Below are 17,988 nucleotides of genomic sequence, written 5' to 3'. Positions count from 1 at the left end.
GTGAATTGCAAAAAAAATACATTTGTAAATTCGATTTTTTAGAGTCGGTAGATAAACTAACCGCTACAACACGACCAATCAGACATCACTCATACGCGATCAATCCACTTATCTCCCGTCCTTCAGCGATTTTTTTCAATTGGGGCACCAAATCTTCCATCAAGGCCAGTTCTTTCACCCGCCGTGCTTTCCAGCTTAGTTCCAACGGTTCCAGCAGGTCGGTGAGTTTTTCGCCGTCAAAAATCATCCGGCTCAGGATCGTATCGACAAAGCTTTTCAGGTCTGCCGTTTGCAATCCGTGTTTGTGGGCAATGTCCGCCAGTTCTTTGTCGGTTTTTTCTATTTTAAAGGTTTCATAGCCCTTTTGCAAGCTGTAAACATCCTGTCCGCTGTTCCAGTCCAGGTTAGTAATGTAGTCCGTTAAGTCCTCCTGCTCGTCCATCAGATTGGCCGTGGAACTCAGCAAACTAATCACCTGGGCTTTGGTCATTTTCTGCTTGGCCGGTTTTTTCTGCGTGCTATCGGCAATCAGCTTCATAATGTAGTCGTAGTCGATAATGTCCGAAGCAAAAAGTACGAATTCAAAATCCAGTTGCAGAATTTCGGGCGGCACCTGATCATCTGCTTTTTGTTGTATTTCCCGCAACTGTTTGGCGGTTTCCAGGTACGAGCTTCTAAATTCCTGCAAGGTTTCCTTCGGCAAAATGGCTTCAACTTTGGTTTGCTGATCCAGGTCCAGGTCGGTGTATTGGTCTAACTGGGTTTTCAGGCGTTGGACTTCCTTAAAGTTTTTCACAAACGCTACGCGGGCGGCATCCCCTTTCAGGTTATAGACTTCCTGCGGTTCTTGCACCAAATGGTGTTCCTGCATAAACGCGCCGAGGGCTTCCACCGCTTTCTGGTATTTTTCAATCACGACGGGGGCCGGGTCCACCATCCATATTTCTCTCGCTTGCCCGCTATCCTCACCGGAAAAAAGCGCGATGGCGTGGTTTACGGCGTCCTGCTGCGAACGGAAATCCAGAATATTCCCATACGGTTTGGTGTCATTCAGCACGCGGTTGGTCCGGGAAAAGGCTTGGATCAACCCGTGGTATTTCAGGTTTTTGTCTACATACAGCGTGTTCAGGTATTTGGAATCAAACCCCGTCAGCAGCATATCCACCACGATGGTGATGTCGATTTTGTTTTTGTGCGGATAGTCTTTGTTGCTGTACTTCTGGTCTTTGATGCGCCGTTGCACGTCCTGATAATACAAATCAAATTCGTTGATGCTGTGATTGGTGCCGTACTGCCGGTTGTAGTCGGCAATGATCTCAATAAGTGCTTTTTTCTTTTCTTCGGGATTGGTTTGGTTATCCAGTTTTTCCTGTAGCAAATCATCCTGCAACTGTTTGACATCAGCCGCGTTCCGTTGACTTTGCTGGTCGCCGTCTTTGGCAATCAATTGGGCCGGCGGAGAAAACACACAGGCGATATTCAACGGCACATAGTCCGGGTTTTCTGCTAACTTCCTCTTTTGATTTTCTTTGAACAGCTTATAATAGTCAATGGCGTTGTTGATGGAAGCCGTTGCCAATACCGCATTGAAACGCCTGGAATTGGTTGCGGCATCGTGCTTGCTGAGGATGGCTTCCGCTACAGCAAGCTGGGCAACCGGTTCGCCCGGTTTGGGGGCTTGAGTCCCTCTTCCTCTGAAATAGTCGATGTGAAATCTCAGCACATTCCGGTCTTCGATGGCGTGGGTGATGGTGTACGCGTGCAGCCGTTTTTGAAATATGAACTCGGTCGTTTTGTAGGAAGCCGTTTCTCCTTCAATGACGCTGTAACTGGCGTTTTCATCAAAAATAGGTGTTCCCGTAAAGCCAAATAATTGCGCATTCGGAAAAAACTGCGTAATCGCCTTATGATTTTCGCCAAACTGCGAGCGGTGACACTCGTCAAAGATGAAAACCATCCGCTTTTGGCTCAAGGGCTGTAAGCGGTCTTTGTAGTTTTTAGTATTTGTACCATCCAGCGCCAGTCCTAATTTTTGAATGGTCGTAACGATCACCTTGTCGGCATAATCGGTCGATAATAAGCGCCTTACCAGGGTTTCGGTGTTGGTGTTTTCTTCCACACTGCCTTCCTGGAATTTGTTGAATTCTTCCCGGGTTTGTCGGTCAAGGTCCTTGCGGTCGACCACAAAAAGGCATTTTTCAATATCCGGATTGTCTTTCAGCAGGGTTGAAGCTTTGAAAGACGTCAGGGTTTTACCACTTCCCGTCGTGTGCCAGATATACCCGTTGCCCCGGTTTTGGTGAATGCAGTCTACAATGGCTTTAACCGCATAAATCTGGTACGGTCGCATGACGAGCAATTTCTGTTCGCTCTCCACCAGCACCATATACTTACTGATCATCTCGCCCAGCGTACACTTGGCCAAAAACTTTTCAGTGAAGGGTTCCAGGTGCGTTATTTTACGGTTGTCCTCATCGGCAAGCTGGTAAATGGGCAAAAACTGTTCATCGGCATTGAAAGCAAAATGCTGGTTTTTGTTATTGGCAAAATAGTAGGTGTTAGACCGGTTGCTGACGATAAACAACTGCATAAAACACAGCAGAGAATTACCGTAACCATTGCCGGGTTCGGTTTTGTAGTCCACGATTTGCTGCATGGCTTTTCGTGGCGAAATGTCGAGTTTCTTCAATTCGATCTGCACCATCGGCAAGCCATTGAGCAGCAAAATGACGTCGAACCGCTGATGGCTGTTTTCCGTATTGATGCGCAACTGACGAATCACTTCAAAATCATTTTTGCACCAGTCTTTGTTATTGACCAGCGTGTAATGAAGGGGCGTTCCGTCCTCCCGTTGAAAATATTGCCGTTCCCGGAGCAGTTTCGAAGCCGCAAATACATCCGTCGTGATGATTTCTTCCCGCAGGCGCAAGAATTCGTTCTCAGTCAGCTTGACCCGATTGAGTGCTTCAAATTTGTTTTTGAAATTCAGTTCAAGCGTTTTCCGATCAACGATGTCAGACCGATAGACGTATTTGAGTTCCGTCAGTTGCTTGATCAGATTCTCTTCTAGTTGGTTTTCCGTACGCATTCAAATTTCGATCACGAATTCCGTCAAATTTACGCTTTTATGGTGGTTAGTCAGGTAGGACGTCGACTAAATAAGGCTCTTCGTCTTTTGTCTGGATGCGGTTACTTCCCAATACAAAACTTACTGAAAATCGTCGCCAGCAAGTCATCTGTCGTGATCTCACCCGTCAACTCACCGAGGTGGTGGAGGGCGTCGCGGAGTTCGATAGCGATCCAGTCCTGGGTCGTTCCGGCATCCAGGCCGTCGAGGACGCGGATCAGGGCTGCGTCGGTTTGGGTCAGGTGTTCGTAGTGGCGCAGATTCGTGACAACGGTGCTGCCGGGAATGGCGTTGGTTTTCACAAAACCGACCAATCGCTGGGCCATTTCGCCCAGATTTTTGCCGGTATTGGCCTGAATCGGCACCAGTTCCGGCCCGAACGAATCCCGCCACTGGCTGATTTCAGTGTCCGCCAACTTATCCATCTTGTTGGCGACGAGCAGATACGGCACCGTCCGGTTTTTCAACTCCGCTTCAATTTCGGCAATTTCGGACAGCGTGGTTTCGGCCGCGTCGAAGAGGTAAATGATGATGGCGGCTTTGTCCAACTGCTGCCGGGTGCGTTCCACGCCAATGGCCTCGATGGTGTCGGTGGCTTCGCGGAGTCCGGCGGTGTCGATCAGCCGGAAGCGAATGCCGTCGAGAAATAACTCATCCTCGATTACATCCCGTGTGGTGCCGGGAATGTCGGAAACGATGGCTTTTTCCTCGTTCAGCAGCGCATTCAGCAGGGTCGATTTGCCGGCATTCGGCTTGCCGGCAATCACCGTCGCCACGCCGTTTTTGATGGCATTACCGACCGAAAACGAGTCGATCAGTGGCTTCAGCACGCGCTGAATGGCATACACGAGCTTCCGCAGGTCGTCGCGTTGGGCAAATTCTACATCTTCTTCGCCAAAATCCAGTTCCAACTCGATCAGGGCCGCAAATTCAATCAATTGCTGGCGAAGTGCCTTGAGTTGTTTCGAAAAACCGCCCCGGAGTTGGGTCAGGGCGGCCCGGTGGGTGGCTTCGGAGTCGGCGGCAATGAGGTCGGCGACGGCTTCGGCCTGCACCAGATCAAACTGACCGTTCAGAAAAGCCCGCTGCGTAAATTCGCCCGGCTGAGCCATCCGAACGCCTTCTTTCAGCAACAGCCGCAGAATTTGCCGGATCACATACTCCGAACCGTGGCATGAAATTTCGACCACATCTTCCTTCGTAAACGAGGACGGACTGCGAAAAATAGTGACCAGCACCTCGTCGATGATCGCATTTTGCTGATCCCGGATGGTGCCGAAATGAACGGTATGGGAAGGTTGCTGGTTGAGATCTTTGCCGCGAAAAATCCGGCTGGTCAGCGCAATGGCGTTGTCGCCCGATACCCGAATAACGGCAATGGCACCTATGCCCGGCGCCGTCGCCAGAGCCGCAATCGGTTCCTGTTGTAAAATAGTCATTTATAATCTCTGATAACCTCTGATGTTCTCTGATAATCTCTGATTAACAATGAGTTATTTCTCAGAGGAAATCAGGATTTATCAGAGACTGGAATTCAATAATTTGGGAAAAATGGGCAGTGATGTCGCCAGCCCGACCAGCCGTTTCTCCAGCGGCACCGCCGGAAGATTCAGCAAATCGGCCAGTTCGTCGCCGAGGAAGAAACGCATTTGGGCTGCCGGGAGGTTCCGCAGGGCGGTGGGCGCCAGATTTTCGAGGGCCTGAAGCAGCGACCGCGTCAGGCCGGTTCCCTGCTCCGAATTCCGAAATTGCCGCCGGGCAATCGTACGTTCGAGGTGAAAGGCTTCGCGCAGGTTCCGGGGTAACAGCTCGTCCGCAACGCCCAGCAGCGAACCGGCCACATTGATCTGGTGCAGGTAGGCGTCTTCTTCTTCGGGCGTCATCGGAATACCGGCTTTTCGCAATCCCCGAATCACAATGTACGAAAACGCCAGATTGGTAGCCGCCATGTCTTCCTGATTGATCGGGTAGCCCCAGGCGAGGTCCCACTGCCCACTGTGCAGCGTAAACCAGCGGATCGACGCGTGCAGCAGACGGATTTTCAGGGTTCGGCGAAGGGCCTTCCCTATCTCCCAGTCGCGCGGCTTCATGATTCCGAACACCCATTCGCCGGTTTCTTCCAGCCGCTTCCGGGTGTCGTTGTGAATCCGCTGCGAGAGCCATAGCACCCGCGCGCCGTCGGCTCCGGCATAGCAATAGGGCAGGGAATAACACCCCAGGGTCAAACCCACGGCGACTTCGTTTTTTTTGAAAAACCGCATGGCAACGTCCATCTTCCGGCGGTCGGCCCAGTCGGGGAGGTGGGCCTGGGTCGTCATAAAGCCCTGAACAGCCGGGGGCTGGTCAAGGCCGTCGAAGTCGGCGGTATTACTGAGCCAGCGCATCAGCAAACCGACGCTTTCGCGGCCCTGTTGAGCTGCCACCGAACTGATAACGGCATCGGCATCCGGATCACCCTGTTGCCGGTATTGATCCAGTAATGCGTCCGGAAAAATGCGTTGAAGACTGACGGTTTTTAGCATAAGTACCCACGGAATTTAGTCCGTGTTTTCCCTGGAACAACAAACAAAACACGGACTAAGGTCCATCGGTACTACAAAGTATCCCTGCCTAACGTATCGACCGGTGCGGGCAGCGATTGTGGTGCGGGTGGTGTTGACGGAGCCGGTTGATTCGGATACGCCGGTTGGCCCGGCACGCCGTATCGGTATTGCGATTCCACGATTTCAACGCCGGTTACAAAGTATTTGGTTTCGCCGTTCCAGGGAAGTTTGACCAGCTTTTCTTCATAATGCAACGTCACGCGCTGACCGGTTTTGACGGCCTGGTTGATTTGCTGGGCCACGGAATCGTCTTTCACCGAAAAATCGAAGTATTGTGGAGTCAGCGAACCGGTTTCACCCGAAAAACCGCCGACGTTCAAAACGCCTTCCCAGGTCTTGAAAACATACCCCCGGCGGCTGTATTTGGAAATGGTTCCGGCCCGTTCGCCGTCGCTGTAACTCCAGGCGGTCAGGTAATAAAATACACCGAATATAAGCAGAAGAAAAACCAGGGGAATCAGAATGCGTCTCATTGAATAATGCTTAGGTTTGGTACGTTATGCATACAAATGAATAGTTTTTGGGCGGCAATTGCAATCCGGTTATTTGGATCGAATGGCAATGACGGGGTCCATCCGGGCGGCCACCAGGGCCGGCAAAATACCGGAAAGCGTACCAATGATGCTCGATACGCCCAGCCCCAGCATGATGTTGGCCGGCGACAGGATAATCACCAGACTGCCCAGCTTCATAAATGACAACAAATAAACGAGCAAAATGCCGACGCTGCCGCCAATTAAACTTAAAAAAACGGCTTCAAACATGAATTGAAACAAAATAAAGTAGTTTTTAGCCCCCAGCGATTTCTGGATGCCGATGAGATTGGTGCGTTCTTTGACCGACACGAACATGATGTTGGCGATGCCGAACCCACCCACCAGGATCGAAAAACTGCCGATGACCCACCCGGCCACCGTCAGAACGGCAAACAGACTGGAAATGGCTTTGGCGGCTGCGTCGGGTCGGTTGAGCGAAAAGTTATCTTCCTGCAACGGTTTCAGTCCGCGCCGGGCGCGCATCAGACCCCGGATTTCGCTTTCCAGTTCGAGGAGTCCTTCGTCCTGATCGAACCCTTTCACGGCAATGTCAATGCTCGGATTGATGGAATGGTACATCTTGGCAAACGCGCCAATCGGAATGATGCACTTGTTGTCGGGATTGCCGCCAAAGTTGACCAGGCTTTCACCTTTCCGTTCCTGAACGCCAATGACGACATATTTCAATCCGTTCAATTTGAATTCTTTCCCGACGGGAATTTGATTCGGAAACAGGGTTTCGGCAACGTCGGCACCCACAATGGCCACGTTGCGGGCGGCATCGATTTCCTGCTGGGAAAAATACCGTCCCTGCTCAACCGGCACCTCCGAAATCTTGTTGTAATCCATCGTTGTTCCCTGAATCAGCGCCTGGATGCTGTTGTTGCCGTTTTTAACCGTCACCTGGCCTTTGAAGTCCATCGCCACCACGGCCTGGGCGTTTTCCAGCCGGTCGGACAGAAATTTGAATTCGTTGATCGATGGCTCGGGGCGTTGGAAATACTTCCACCACTGAAAATTGCCGTCGAAGACCCAGGGCCATTTCTGAACGTATAGCACCTTGTCGCCAATGCCCGACAGGCTATCCTTGATGTTCCGTTCGAGCGAATCAACAATGGTGAAAACCGCAATGATGGCGAAAATGCCGATGGTCACGCCCAGCAGCGAGAGCGTGGTCCTGAGGAGGTTCGAGCGCAGGGCCTGCCACGCGAACCGGAAGCTTTCGTACGTCTGACGGATGAATTTCAAGGGATTGACGGTTTATAGAAGATTAAAGGTATCAGACCATTCGGACTCTACCAAACGATTTGAATGCGAAGGTCGTTTCGGCGGATGTTTGGTTAGTTTTTGTAGTTTAGTGGTTTACGAATTCCCGAATTATGAAAAATAAAATTCTATCTATCAATAATACCATAATTCTGGCTTTGGTTGTTCTGGGCGCCTGCCGAACGGGTTCAAAGACGCCGGGCGTTCGTCAGAGTTCCGGTGTATATCAGTACGATAACGAAAAAAAAACAACCGTTCAGCGTAAATCAGGACCGTATTATTCGGACCGACAGGCGGTTACCGGCAGGAATGGAATGGTCGCATCGGCACACCCGGTAGCCTCGCGGGTGGGTGTCGACATCCTGAAAGCGGGTGGCAATGCGGTCGACGCGGCTGTCGCGGTCCAGTTTGCGCTGGCGGTTGTTTATCCCGGAGCGGGCAACATTGGCGGGGGCGGTTTTATGGTTTTTCGGGATAAAGCTGGTCAGGCTTACACGCTTGATTTTCGTGAAAAAGGCCCCGAAAAAGCCCACAAAGACATGTATCTGGATTCGGCCCACAATGTCATTCCCCGGCTTAGTATCACAGGCCATCTGGCCAGCGGAGTGCCGGGCTCGGTTGCGGGCATGGTGGAAGCACACCGGCGGTTTGGCAAGCTGACGTGGGCGCAGGTGCTGCAACCCGCCATCGATCTGGCCGAAAAAGGCGTGGCCCTCACCGAGCGCGAAGCCCTGGGCCTGAACCGCACGAAAAAGTCATTCTTGCAGGTGAACCCGGATAAGCGGTATTTCATGAAAGCCGACACGACGGACTGGAAAACCGGTGAAGTGCTGGTTCAGAAGGATCTGGCCCAAACGCTGCGCCGGATTCAACAGGAGGGGCGTGCCGGTTTTTATGAAGGCGAAACCGCCCGGTTGCTGGTGGCCGAAATGCAGCGGGGGGGCGGCATCATTACGGAAAAGGATCTGAAACGTTACCAGGCCGTCTGGCGCGATCCGCTGGTGGGCACATTCCGAAACTACAAAATCATTACCATGCCGCCGACCTCCAGCGGGGGCGTGGCGCTGTTGCAGTTGTTGAGATTGGTGGAGCCGTATCCGCTGCGTCTCTGGGGCTGGAACAGCGACTCGACGGTGCAGGTGATGATCGAGGCTGAGCGTCGGGTGTATGCCGACCGGGCCAAGTTTCTGGGCGATCCGGATTTTGTGAAAGTTCCGGTGAATCAACTCATCGATCAGGACTATTTGAAAACGCGATGGTCCGATTTTACCTTTGCCAGAGCAACGGATAGCAAAAACGTGAAAGGGGGCGTGCTGCCGGGCTACGAAAGTCTGGAAACCACCCACTTTTCGGTCGTCGATCAGGAAGGCAACGCGGTTTCGATCACGACCACCCTCAACGGGGGCTACGGCAGCCGCGTGGTGGTGGGCGGAGCCGGTTTTCTGATGAACAACGAAATGGACGATTTCAGCGTGAAACCGGGCGTTCCCAATATGTTCGGACTGATTGGGAATCAGGCGAATGCCATTGCGCCGGGCAAGCGGATGCTGTCGTCAATGACGCCGACAATTGTGGAACAGGACGGGAAATTGTACATGGTCGTTGGCACACCGGGCGGCTCGACCATCATCACCTCGGTGTATCAAACGATCCTGAATGTGCTGGAACACGGCATGACGATGCAGCAATCCGTCAACGCCTTGAAGTTTCACCACCAGTGGTTGCCTGATCATACCATTTTTGAAAATGGCGCTTTTTCGGAGGAAACGATTCAGAAACTTCAGGCGAGGGGGTATAAGCTCGAACAACTGACCAATTCGCTGGGCCGGATGGATTGCATTCTGCTCCGGCCCGACGGCACGCTCGAAGGCGCTTCGGACCCCCGGGCGGATAATACGTCGGTGGGGTATTAAAAAAATAAACCTTGTGAGCCGAAAAGCGGTTTTCACCAAATCACCTGTTAGTAAGCGACTGATTGACAATTATGAAAACGAAATTCCTTTCTCTCATTCTTCTGTGCCTTTTCACTACCAATTTGTGGGCGCAGGCTACCAAAAATGCCGCAGCAATGGCCGACGTTCGCAAGCGGCTGACGCAGATTTACGAAAAAGACCAGAAAGAGCGCGCGGCCTATGACGCTATTGAACGGCAATATGGCTGGGGCGCGAAAGAATCGCAGGACGCCCGGCAGAAAATCAAGGACATGGACAAAGAACACCTGACCGAAGTGGAAAAAATCATCGCGCAGGTAGGCGGCTATCCCGGCAAGAGCGTGGTGGGCCAACCGCTGGATCAGGTTGCGTTTTTGATCATCCAGCACAGCATTGACCGCTCGGTTCACGAAAAATATTTGCCGATGGTAACGGAAGCGGCCCAAAAGAATGAACTGGATAAAGCCGGGGTGGCTTTCCTGACCGATCAGGTGAAGGTGCAAAAGAAAGAAAAGCAAGTCTACGGCACCCAGATTCACATCAACAACCAGGGGCAGAAAGATGTCTATCCCATTGAAGATGAGGCCAATGTCGATCAACGCCGGAAGCAGATGGATCTGGAACCGATGGCGGCTTACCTGGCTCGAATGGGGGTGAAAAAGCAATAAAGTAGAATGTAAAATATCAAATGATGAATACTAAATGTAAAAGTGTTGAGTCAGCGTTTCCAGACTTTTACATTTAGTATTCATCATTTGATATTTTACATTACAGTTGAAACACTAGAATTTTCCGTGGTTTTTGGCCATTTCCAGTAGCTCGGTCAGGCCGGGGGTGGCGACTTCGTCGGGGGATTCAAATTTGATGTGCCGCAGCAGCTTTCCGGTTCCTTTCAATAGACCGTTCGGGTCGGGCAGTTGGGTTCCGTAATGGAAACCCAGATTGACGCTCGAAGTGAGTGGCGCAATGTAGCAGATTTCTTCCGACATCCGGGGACCGGTTCCGTAGGTAATCGTTTTGTAGCCGGTATGAACGGACTCGTGGGCTTCGGGTAGCACGCTCCGAACCAACTCCCGAATCTTCAGCGCAAGGTCGCGCACTTCCGGTTTATAGTCGGCTAAAAAGTCTTCTACTGGTTTTTTCATGGGAGGGTTTAGTTGGCCAAAACTATAGTTTGTCCATGAAAAGTGCAATAATCGCGCCGATAATAATTATATACTACTAAAAAACCGCTCTGATGCCCTTTAAACGCCGTATTAGCCAGTCATTGATGCGGTTAGCAATCTAAAAGTGATTTTGTGGTTTTACCAAAAAAAACGGGAGGAAAACCAATCGGCTGGCGTTAGGTTGAAGCATTGATTTTGCCACGGACCTCGCCGAAATCAATGCGTTTTTCGTTGGCCCAGCCGCGCAGAATCAGCGTATCGCCATCTTGCAGGAACGTCCGGGTGGAGCCATCGGGCAGGGTCAGCGGGCGGGTTCCGTTCCAGCTTAGTTCCAGCAACGAACCGTAACTACCGGGTGTTGAGCCAGATATAGTTCCGGTCGCCAGCAAATCGCCGACGTTCAGATTACACCCGTTGACGGTATGGTGGGCAATGAGTTGGGCCACATCCCAGTAAAGATGCCGCGCGTTCGTTTGGCTGATGACGATCTCATCCGGGCTATCGGGCGTCTGCAAAGCCACCTCCAGCGTAAGGTCGAAGTGCCTTCGTCCGCCCGATTGCAGGTAAGGCAGGGGCGTCGGCTCCTGCTTTGGGCCGTCGATGCGAACGGAATCAAGTGCTTCCAGCGGCACAACCCAGGGAGACATCGAGGAGGCAAAATTTTTCCCCAGAAACGGCCCCAGCGGCTGGTATTCCCAGCGTTGAATGTCGCGGGCCGACCAGTCGTTGAACAACACCAGTCCAAAGACATAGTCTTCAGCGTCGTTGACCGAAACCGGCTCGCCCAGAGTCGACGGTTTTCCAATCACGATTCCGAGTTCCAGTTCAAAATCCAGCGCGTTGGAAGGACCGAAAACCGGCTGTTGATCCAGGCCTAAAAACGGGCCTTTGGGACGCTTGATGGGCGTTCCGGAAACCACAATGGACGACGCCCGCCCGTGGTAGGCCACCGGCAAATGTTTCCAGTTCGGCAGCAAGGGCTCAGCCTGCGGACGAAACATCCGGCCCACATTACTGGCGTGTTCTTCGCTGGCGTAAAAATCCGTGTAATCACCAATGTGAATCGGCAGGTGGAGCGTTGTGGCTTTGGCATCGATCAACACGAAGTCGGCAAACGCATCGAGCGGTTTTTCCGGATCGTTCAGCAAGTCGATCAGGCGCCGGCGAATGGTCCGGCAAAGGGGTTTGCCCAACGCCATGAAATCATTCAGAACCGGTTTTTTGAATACCGCGAGGTCGAATGAAAGGTCATCGAAAAAACCGAGCCGACCGACCATTTCCAGATCAAGAATCTGGTTGTCAAGCCGGACGCCCACGCGGGGGCTGGAGTCGTCGGTGCTGAATATGCCGTAGGGAAGGGTCATGGGAGAACTGTTTCACCCCTAAATCCCCTAAAGGCCGGGCGGCCGGTGCCGGATTAGCCGTGTCCAAGTCCGGCACCGGCCGCCCGGCCTTTAGGGGATTTAGGGGTATTATTCACTGATATTGCTATAAATCGAATCCATAATCCGGACGAAATGCTGGTAATCTTCTTCGCTCAGGTCGCCCCAGCCTTTCCGGCGAATATCGACAACCGTGGGCAGCACTTCATCATACTTGGCCTGGCCTTCAGGCGTCAGAAAAATCAGAAATTTCCGGCGGTCTTCCTCGGCCATGCGCCGTTCGGTTAATCCTTTTTTGCAGAGCAGGTCGATCATCCGGGTGACGGTCGGCGCGTCCTTAGTCGTCAGATCGGCCAGCACATTCTGGCTGATGCCGGGGTTGCGGTAGAGGTGGTCGATGAGCACCCATTGATCGACCGTCAAGTCAAAACCGGTTTCGTTGAACTGCTTCTGGAGCGCATTCCGAATTTTCTTGATGGTCGTGTCAATCTTAAAAAAATAAGCCCGGTGATCGGAGGGATGCGTCATTCGTCTGATAGCGGTTTTCAATGGTTCATTCGCCGGAGCGACAGGCCGTATCATCCCGCGAAAAAGCATGACAAAACCCAACCACAAAAGTAGTCCAAACTAAGTGACTAACAATTCTTCCAGTTTCTCTTCAATTTCCGGAATGGATTGATACAGTTGCTCGTACGATTCAATGACAAAATACCGGTCCTGAAACCGGTCGATGACGTAGGGCGTTTGCAGCAGTTTTCCGACCTCATACGGAATGCGGCTCGGTCGTGGATCCGATAAGCTGTAGGCGGTTTCGCCCGTCGAGGACAGAATCCCCCCGCCGTAAATCCGCAATTCCGATTCCTGAATCAATCCAAACTCAACCGTATACCAGTACAGCCGCGAAATCATCTCAATGGCTTCGGGATGATCGACGTGGGCGAGCGCAATCCGGCTCAGAGCCGCCAGAAAATCGCAGAACGCCTGGTTCGACAGCATCGGCACGTGCCCGAACGTGTCGTGAAACAGATCCGGTTCCTGCAAATAATCCAGTTGTTCGCGCCGACGTAACCAGGTGGTTGCCGGGAAGTTGCGGGCCGACATCAGCTCGAAAAACGCGCGGTTGGAAATCAAACCCGGCACCGCCGAAACCCGCCAGTTGGTGAGTCGTTGCAACCGGGGGTTCAAATCGCGTTCAAAGTGCGGAATATGATCGGCCACAAAACCGACCTGATCGATGCCGTCCAGATAAGCCTGACTGGCTTTGCCCGGCAAAAGCATCATCTGCCGTTCGAAGAGCAACCGCCAGACGACCTGGTCGTCAGCGGTGTAGGTGTCGTATGCCTGATCCATTATTAATGATAGAATGAGTGAATGATAGAATGAGTGAATAGCTCCGCAGGGAGCAGAAAATGGCGAAGCTATTCACTCATTCTATCATTCACTCATTCAAAATTGTTAAAGCGTTCCCCGCAATTCCTGCTCGTGTTCGATGGCTTCGAAGAGGGCTTTGAAGTTGCCCTTTCCGAACGATTTGGCGCCTTTCCGCTGGATAATTTCGAAAAACAGGGTCGGGCGGGGGCCTACCGGTTTCGTGAATATCTGGAGTAGATAACCTTCGTCGTCGCGGTCGACCAGGATGCCGAGCGACCGTAACGCATTGATTTCCTCATCGATCTGACCCACCCGGTCGAGTAGGTCGTCGTAATAAGTAGCCGGTACTTTCAGAAACGCCACGCTGCGGTCGCGCAATGCCGTCACGGTTTTTACGATGTCGTCCGTGGCCACGGCAATGTGTTGAATACCCGGGCCGCCGTAGAAATCCAGGTATTCTTCCACCTGCGACTTCTTCTTGCCTTCGGCGGGTTCGTTGATCGGGAATTTGATGCGACCGTTGCCATTGCTCATCACCTTGCTCATCAGGGCCGTGTAATCGGTCGAGATGTCCTTGTCATCGAAGGATACCAACTGGTTGAATCCCATTACGTTGGCGTAGAAATTGACCCAGGTGTTCATCTCGTTCCAGCCCACATTGCCCACCATGTGATCCACGTAGTTCAGGCCCACTTCGTCCGGGTGATGTTCCGGTTCCCAGGATTTGTAACCAGGCAGAAAAACCCCGCCATACTGACTCCGTTCGACAAAAATATGGACCGTGTCGCCGTAGGTGTGAATCCCCGACCGAACCACAAAACCGTCCGCATCTTCCTCGCGCGTGGGAGCCATAAACGGAATGGCGCCCCGGTGCGTGGTTTCTTCGTAGGCTTTTGTCGCGTCATCGACCCACAAGGCCACCACCCGAACGCCATCGCCGTGTTTATCAATGTGTTGACCGATGTCCGTGCCGCCGTGCAGGGGCGAGGTCAGCACCAGCCGGATTTTGCCCTGAACGACAACGTACGATTCACGGTCGCGCCAGCCGGTTTCCAACCCGGCATGGGCCAGCGGCTGAAAGCCAAAAGCCGTTTGGAAATAATGCGCCGACTGGAGGGCGTTGGCGACGTATAATTCAATATAATCGGTACCATTGAGGGGCAGAAAGTCTTTTGCCGCATTGGTAGCCGGTTTTGTTTGTATCAATTCTGCGGTTTCCATTGGTTGTTGATGATTTAGTCAATCCAGGATTTATAATACTTCCCATCGTCAAGTTGCAGGGCCGCGTCCGTCAGCATGAGCGGCCGGAACGTATCGACCATCACGGCATATTCGTGCGTTTCTTTTTTACCGATGCTTCGTTCCATCGCGCCGGGATGCGGGCCGTGCGGAATGCCGCCCGGGTGCAGCGTGATGTGGCCCGGCGCGATGTCGTTGCGACTCATAAAATCGCCGTCGACGTAATAGATCACCTCGTCGGAGTCGATGTTGGAGTGGTTATACGGGGCCGGAACCGCTTTCGGATGATAGTCGTAGAGCCTGGGGCAAAACGAGCAAACCACAAAGGCGTCGGTCTGAAACGTTTGGTGAACCGGCGGTGGCTGGTGAACGCGTCCGGTGATGGGTTCAAAATTGAAAATCGAAAAACCGTACGGATAATTGTAGCCATCCCAACCCACCACGTCGAACGGATGCGTGGCGTAGACCAGCGAATGCAGCGCGCCCTGTTTCTTGATTTTGATCAGAAAGTTGCCGGTTTCATCGTGGGTTTCGAGGTTTTGCGGCCGTTTGATGTCGCGTTCACAAAACGGCGAATGTTCGAGCAACTGACCAAACTGGTTGCGATACCGTTTGGGTGTATAAATCGGCGAATGCGATTCGAGATACAGCAGACGCGGTTGTGTGTCAGGATCAAACTCGATCTGGTAAATCATGCCGCGTGGAATGATCAGGTAATCCCCGTATTCGAACGGGATGGTGCCCAGCAGGGTGCGGAGCCGTCCGGAACCCCGGTGAACAAAGATCAATTCATCCGCATCGGCATTCTTATAAAAGGAATCCGTCATCGAACGGGTTGGGGCCGCCAGTCCTACGATCACATCGTTGTTGACCAACAAGGGAATACGGCTTTCTATAAAATCCGCGTTGGTGGGTCCCAGGTTGAAACCGAGCAACTTGCGCGAAAGAATGTTCTTCTCAACGGCCACAACCGGCGTTTTTTCCACACTTTCCAGCACCGCTTTAACCATCGTGGGCCGGTGGAGGTGGTAGAGCAGCGACGACATGCCCTCGAAACCGATGGTGCCGAATAACTGCTCGTAATAAAGCCCGGCAGCATCGTCGCGGCCCGGCGGTTTTTCGAACTGGGTGTGCCGCTTGGGCGGAATCTGACCCAACGTGTGATAGAAAGGCATGGGCGTTGATGAAATCTACTGAATAATACTTGTTTTACTAACTATTGTTTTGCTTACAATTATAACGCTATTATTGAAATATATTGAACAATTTCATGAAATAATTTTCTTATAAATTGATTTTATGGATTTACAGTCCATAAAGTGCATTTAATACGAACCTGTGTAGGGAGCAATCAGCATTTCCTTATTTTTGCCCGCGATTACCCCCAACCCCCTAAAGGGGGCTCTAAAAATCCGGATTTAAATAGCCCCCTTTTAGGGGTCGGACCGTCGCACGGTTGGGGGCTTAACATTCAACTCCATAAACCTGATGCAACCCACGCTCCTGATTTTGGCCGCCGGTATTGGCAGCCGCTACGGTGGAATCAAACAACTGGATCAATTCGGTCCGAACGGTGAGACGATCATCGACTATTCCTTGTATGATGCCATTCGGGCCGGTTTTGGCAAAGTCGTATTCATCATTCGCGAAGAATTGCGGAAGGATTTTGAAGAGATCTTTCTGCCGAAACTAGCCGGTAAAATCGAGGTGGATTTTGCGATCCAGGCTCTGGACTCCTACGTGCCGGAAGAATTGGGCACCATCCAGCGGACCAAACCGTGGGGAACGGGTCACGCCATGCTCTGCGCCTGGAAGCAAACCGACACGCCGTTTGCGGTCATCAATGCCGACGATTTCTACGGGCAGGAAGCGTTTCGGATTCTGGCCGACTTTCTGGTGAACAACACCGACGATAAAATGCACGCCCTCGTGGGCTATGAAGTTCAGAACACACTGTCGGATTATGGCTCTGTTTCGCGGGGTGTTTGCGACCTCAATGCCGATGAAACCCTGTCGTCGGTAATCGAACGGACCAAAATCTACCGGCAAAGTGAGGGAGACGACGCGGGTCAGATTGTGTTTGAAGAAGCGGACGGCCTGACGGTGCTGGCACCCGACACGCCGGTTTCGATGAATTTCTGGGGTTTCAAGCCGGCGGTTTTTCCTTTGGTTGAAGAACAGTTTGCCGATTATGCCCACGCGAATTACAACGCACCCAAAGCCGAGTTTTACATCCCGACCATTATGACCAATCTCATCCAGCGGAACCAAGGTCAGTGTCAAGTATTTCGCAGTCAGTCGGAATGGTTTGGCGTTACCTACCCGGATGACAAACCGCTGGTACAGGCGTCATTCAAACGGCTGCACGAAGAAGGAAAGTACCCCGAAAGATTATGGTAGTTTTTGAAGAAAAGGTACCGGATAAAGATTTCTAACTTTATTTTACCACCAAAATTGGTAGAATTGGCTTTGTTTATGATAAAATAAGATAATTTTCGGCCTGAAACTGAAAAAATGGAAAAAGCTCCGGACCACGCGTTTGGGGCTTTTTTCATTACCACAGGAATGAATTGTACTATTTTATAAAAGCTGGTATTTATCCGGGAAAATGGACATTTCACTATTTAAAGTATTAGTAGTAAACAACCGTAAAGTATTAGATTTTTCTAAGTTTAACCTTCAAATTATAAACAACTTTTCGATTATTAACAATTAGGTAATTGACTTGTATTCAATGTTGTATAAATTTGTATCAACAAAGGAGTTGACAAGGGTTCAGTAGGGTAAGCATTTAGTTTATTGTACTATATCAAGTCTGAATACAACCTAGTTCGAATACAACCTGTAGAAAATTATGAAAACGAATTTTGTCAATAATAGCGTAACGTTGGGCTTGGCGATGCTGGCCGCAACGACTTTGGTAGCCATTGCTCCTTCATCAGCAGAGGCTCGTGTTTTGGACGGCCCGAAAGCCGAAACAAAAGCAACGCCGGTTTCGATCCGGGAAGTTGGTAACCTGAAATTCAAAGTATCGGTAAACCAGCCGGTCGATTCTAAAATCGTCGTGTCGATTGCTGATGACTCCAACAACAAGCTGTACAGCGGCACGTTGACCAAAAAAGAACAACTGGGTCGGGTTTTCGATTTCTCGCAATTGGCGGACGGTAAATATGTCATCGAAGTAGCCTATGGCAAAGAGAAAGTTTCTCAGTCATTCGCTATTCAAACGCAAGTGAGCCGTGTGGTTCTGGCGCGGAACTAAGCCCTCGGGCCTGTCCGCTTCCACTCACTAATTCTCGTCCACCTTTGTCATTTCAAAAAAGGGACCGGTCAGGTTTTCAAAACCTGACCGGTCCCTTTTTTGATG

At 51.5% G+C, this 17,988-nt stretch carries 15 protein-coding genes; 4 read left to right on the top strand and 11 right to left on the bottom strand.

The window, feature by feature from the left end; all coding sequences use genetic code 11:
• Window positions 1-85: 85 nt before the first annotated feature.
• From DUE52_RS07105 to DUE52_RS07085, 5 genes are all read right to left on the bottom strand, one after another.
• The gene (locus DUE52_RS07105; RefSeq protein WP_114405293.1) at window positions 86-3,088 is read right to left on the bottom strand and encodes a type I restriction endonuclease subunit R; all 3,003 of its coding nucleotides are present in this window, start codon (window positions 3,086-3,088) and stop codon (window positions 86-88) included.
• Between the two features lie 101 nt (window positions 3,089-3,189).
• Window positions 3,190-4,566 (bottom strand): tRNA uridine-5-carboxymethylaminomethyl(34) synthesis GTPase MnmE, encoded by a 1,377-nt coding sequence (mnmE, locus tag DUE52_RS07100; RefSeq protein WP_114405292.1) that lies wholly within the window; start codon window positions 4,564-4,566, stop codon window positions 3,190-3,192.
• A gap of 81 nt (window positions 4,567-4,647) precedes the next feature.
• A complete protein-coding gene (locus DUE52_RS07095; protein WP_114405291.1) occupies window positions 4,648-5,649 on the bottom strand; it encodes an oxygenase MpaB family protein in 1,002 nt (333 codons plus the stop codon).
• Window positions 5,650-5,720: 71 nt separating this feature from the next.
• On the bottom strand, window positions 5,721-6,203 hold the full coding sequence (locus tag DUE52_RS07090) for a DUF8785 domain-containing protein (protein WP_114405290.1): 483 nt from the start codon (window positions 6,201-6,203) through the stop codon (window positions 5,721-5,723).
• Between the two features lie 69 nt (window positions 6,204-6,272).
• Window positions 6,273-7,514, bottom strand: a complete 1,242-nt coding sequence (locus tag DUE52_RS07085) for an ABC transporter permease (protein ID WP_114405289.1) — start codon at window positions 7,512-7,514, stop codon at window positions 6,273-6,275.
• A 131-nt stretch (window positions 7,515-7,645) separates the two neighbouring features.
• Here DUE52_RS07085 and ggt point away from each other — a divergent pair, with 131 nt between their 5' ends.
• A complete protein-coding gene (gene ggt / locus DUE52_RS07080; RefSeq protein WP_114405288.1) occupies window positions 7,646-9,445 on the top strand; it encodes a gamma-glutamyltransferase in 1,800 nt (599 codons plus the stop codon).
• A 71-nt stretch (window positions 9,446-9,516) separates the two neighbouring features.
• On the top strand, window positions 9,517-10,131 hold the full coding sequence (locus tag DUE52_RS07075; RefSeq protein ID WP_114405287.1) for a DUF6624 domain-containing protein: 615 nt from the start codon (window positions 9,517-9,519) through the stop codon (window positions 10,129-10,131).
• 114 nt (window positions 10,132-10,245) lie between these two features.
• On the opposite strand, the gene DUE52_RS07070 is transcribed toward DUE52_RS07075, so the two are convergent.
• From DUE52_RS07070 to DUE52_RS07045, 6 genes are all read right to left on the bottom strand, one after another.
• A complete protein-coding gene (locus DUE52_RS07070) occupies window positions 10,246-10,608 on the bottom strand; it encodes a DUF1801 domain-containing protein (RefSeq protein WP_114405286.1) in 363 nt (120 codons plus the stop codon).
• A gap of 197 nt (window positions 10,609-10,805) precedes the next feature.
• Window positions 10,806-11,993, bottom strand: coding sequence for a fumarylacetoacetase (gene fahA, locus DUE52_RS07065; protein ID WP_114405285.1), 1,188 nt, complete (start codon window positions 11,991-11,993; stop codon window positions 10,806-10,808).
• 108 nt (window positions 11,994-12,101) lie between these two features.
• Window positions 12,102-12,539: a MarR family winged helix-turn-helix transcriptional regulator gene (locus DUE52_RS07060; RefSeq protein ID WP_114405284.1), complete on the bottom strand. Its 438-nt coding sequence runs from the start codon at window positions 12,537-12,539 to the stop codon at window positions 12,102-12,104.
• Between the two features lie 99 nt (window positions 12,540-12,638).
• A complete protein-coding gene (phhA, locus tag DUE52_RS07055) occupies window positions 12,639-13,361 on the bottom strand; it encodes a phenylalanine 4-monooxygenase (protein ID WP_114405283.1) in 723 nt (240 codons plus the stop codon).
• A 105-nt stretch (window positions 13,362-13,466) separates the two neighbouring features.
• Window positions 13,467-14,603: a 4-hydroxyphenylpyruvate dioxygenase gene (hppD, locus tag DUE52_RS07050; RefSeq protein WP_114405282.1), complete on the bottom strand. Its 1,137-nt coding sequence runs from the start codon at window positions 14,601-14,603 to the stop codon at window positions 13,467-13,469.
• Between the two features lie 14 nt (window positions 14,604-14,617).
• Window positions 14,618-15,796 carry a homogentisate 1,2-dioxygenase gene (locus DUE52_RS07045; protein WP_114405281.1) on the bottom strand — a complete coding sequence of 393 codons (1,179 nt, stop codon included), beginning with the start codon at window positions 15,794-15,796 and terminating at the stop codon, window positions 14,618-14,620.
• Window positions 15,797-16,109: 313 nt separating this feature from the next.
• Between DUE52_RS07045 and DUE52_RS07040 the strand changes: the two genes are divergently transcribed.
• Together DUE52_RS07040 and DUE52_RS07035 are read left to right on the top strand one after the other, a co-directional pair.
• The gene (locus DUE52_RS07040; protein WP_114405280.1) at window positions 16,110-17,021 is read left to right on the top strand and encodes a nucleotidyltransferase family protein; all 912 of its coding nucleotides are present in this window, start codon (window positions 16,110-16,112) and stop codon (window positions 17,019-17,021) included.
• Window positions 17,022-17,475: 454 nt separating this feature from the next.
• Entirely contained in the window at window positions 17,476-17,883 is a 408-nt protein-coding gene (locus DUE52_RS07035) for a T9SS type A sorting domain-containing protein (RefSeq protein WP_114405279.1), read from the top strand.
• Window positions 17,884-17,988: the final 105 nt, after the last annotated feature.

It is taken from the genome of Larkinella punicea, assembly GCF_003334855.1.
GTDB classification, from domain to species: Bacteria; Bacteroidota; Bacteroidia; order Cytophagales; family Spirosomataceae; genus Larkinella; species Larkinella punicea.
This window is presented reverse-complemented; position numbering and strand designations above follow the sequence as displayed.

Coding starts and splice junctions, on each gene's coding strand:
- DUE52_RS07035 (WP_114405279.1), top strand. CDS start 17,476: ATGAAAACGAATTTTGTCAATAATAGCGTAACGTTGGGCTTGGCGATG.
- DUE52_RS07060 (WP_114405284.1), bottom strand. CDS start 12,539: ATGACGCATCCCTCCGATCACCGGGCTTATTTTTTTAAGATTGACACG.
- fahA (WP_114405285.1), bottom strand. CDS start 11,993: ATGACCCTTCCCTACGGCATATTCAGCACCGACGACTCCAGCCCCCGC.
- DUE52_RS07095 (WP_114405291.1), bottom strand. CDS start 5,649: ATGCTAAAAACCGTCAGTCTTCAACGCATTTTTCCGGACGCATTACTG.
- DUE52_RS07040 (WP_114405280.1), top strand. CDS start 16,110: ATGCAACCCACGCTCCTGATTTTGGCCGCCGGTATTGGCAGCCGCTAC.
- hppD (WP_114405282.1), bottom strand. CDS start 14,603: ATGGAAACCGCAGAATTGATACAAACAAAACCGGCTACCAATGCGGCA.
- ggt (WP_114405288.1), top strand. CDS start 7,646: ATGAAAAATAAAATTCTATCTATCAATAATACCATAATTCTGGCTTTG.
- DUE52_RS07105 (WP_114405293.1), bottom strand. CDS start 3,088: ATGCGTACGGAAAACCAACTAGAAGAGAATCTGATCAAGCAACTGACG.
- phhA (WP_114405283.1), bottom strand. CDS start 13,361: ATGGATCAGGCATACGACACCTACACCGCTGACGACCAGGTCGTCTGG.
- DUE52_RS07090 (WP_114405290.1), bottom strand. CDS start 6,203: ATGAGACGCATTCTGATTCCCCTGGTTTTTCTTCTGCTTATATTCGGT.
- DUE52_RS07070 (WP_114405286.1), bottom strand. CDS start 10,608: ATGAAAAAACCAGTAGAAGACTTTTTAGCCGACTATAAACCGGAAGTG.
- mnmE (WP_114405292.1), bottom strand. CDS start 4,566: ATGACTATTTTACAACAGGAACCGATTGCGGCTCTGGCGACGGCGCCG.
- DUE52_RS07075 (WP_114405287.1), top strand. CDS start 9,517: ATGAAAACGAAATTCCTTTCTCTCATTCTTCTGTGCCTTTTCACTACC.
- DUE52_RS07045 (WP_114405281.1), bottom strand. CDS start 15,796: ATGCCTTTCTATCACACGTTGGGTCAGATTCCGCCCAAGCGGCACACC.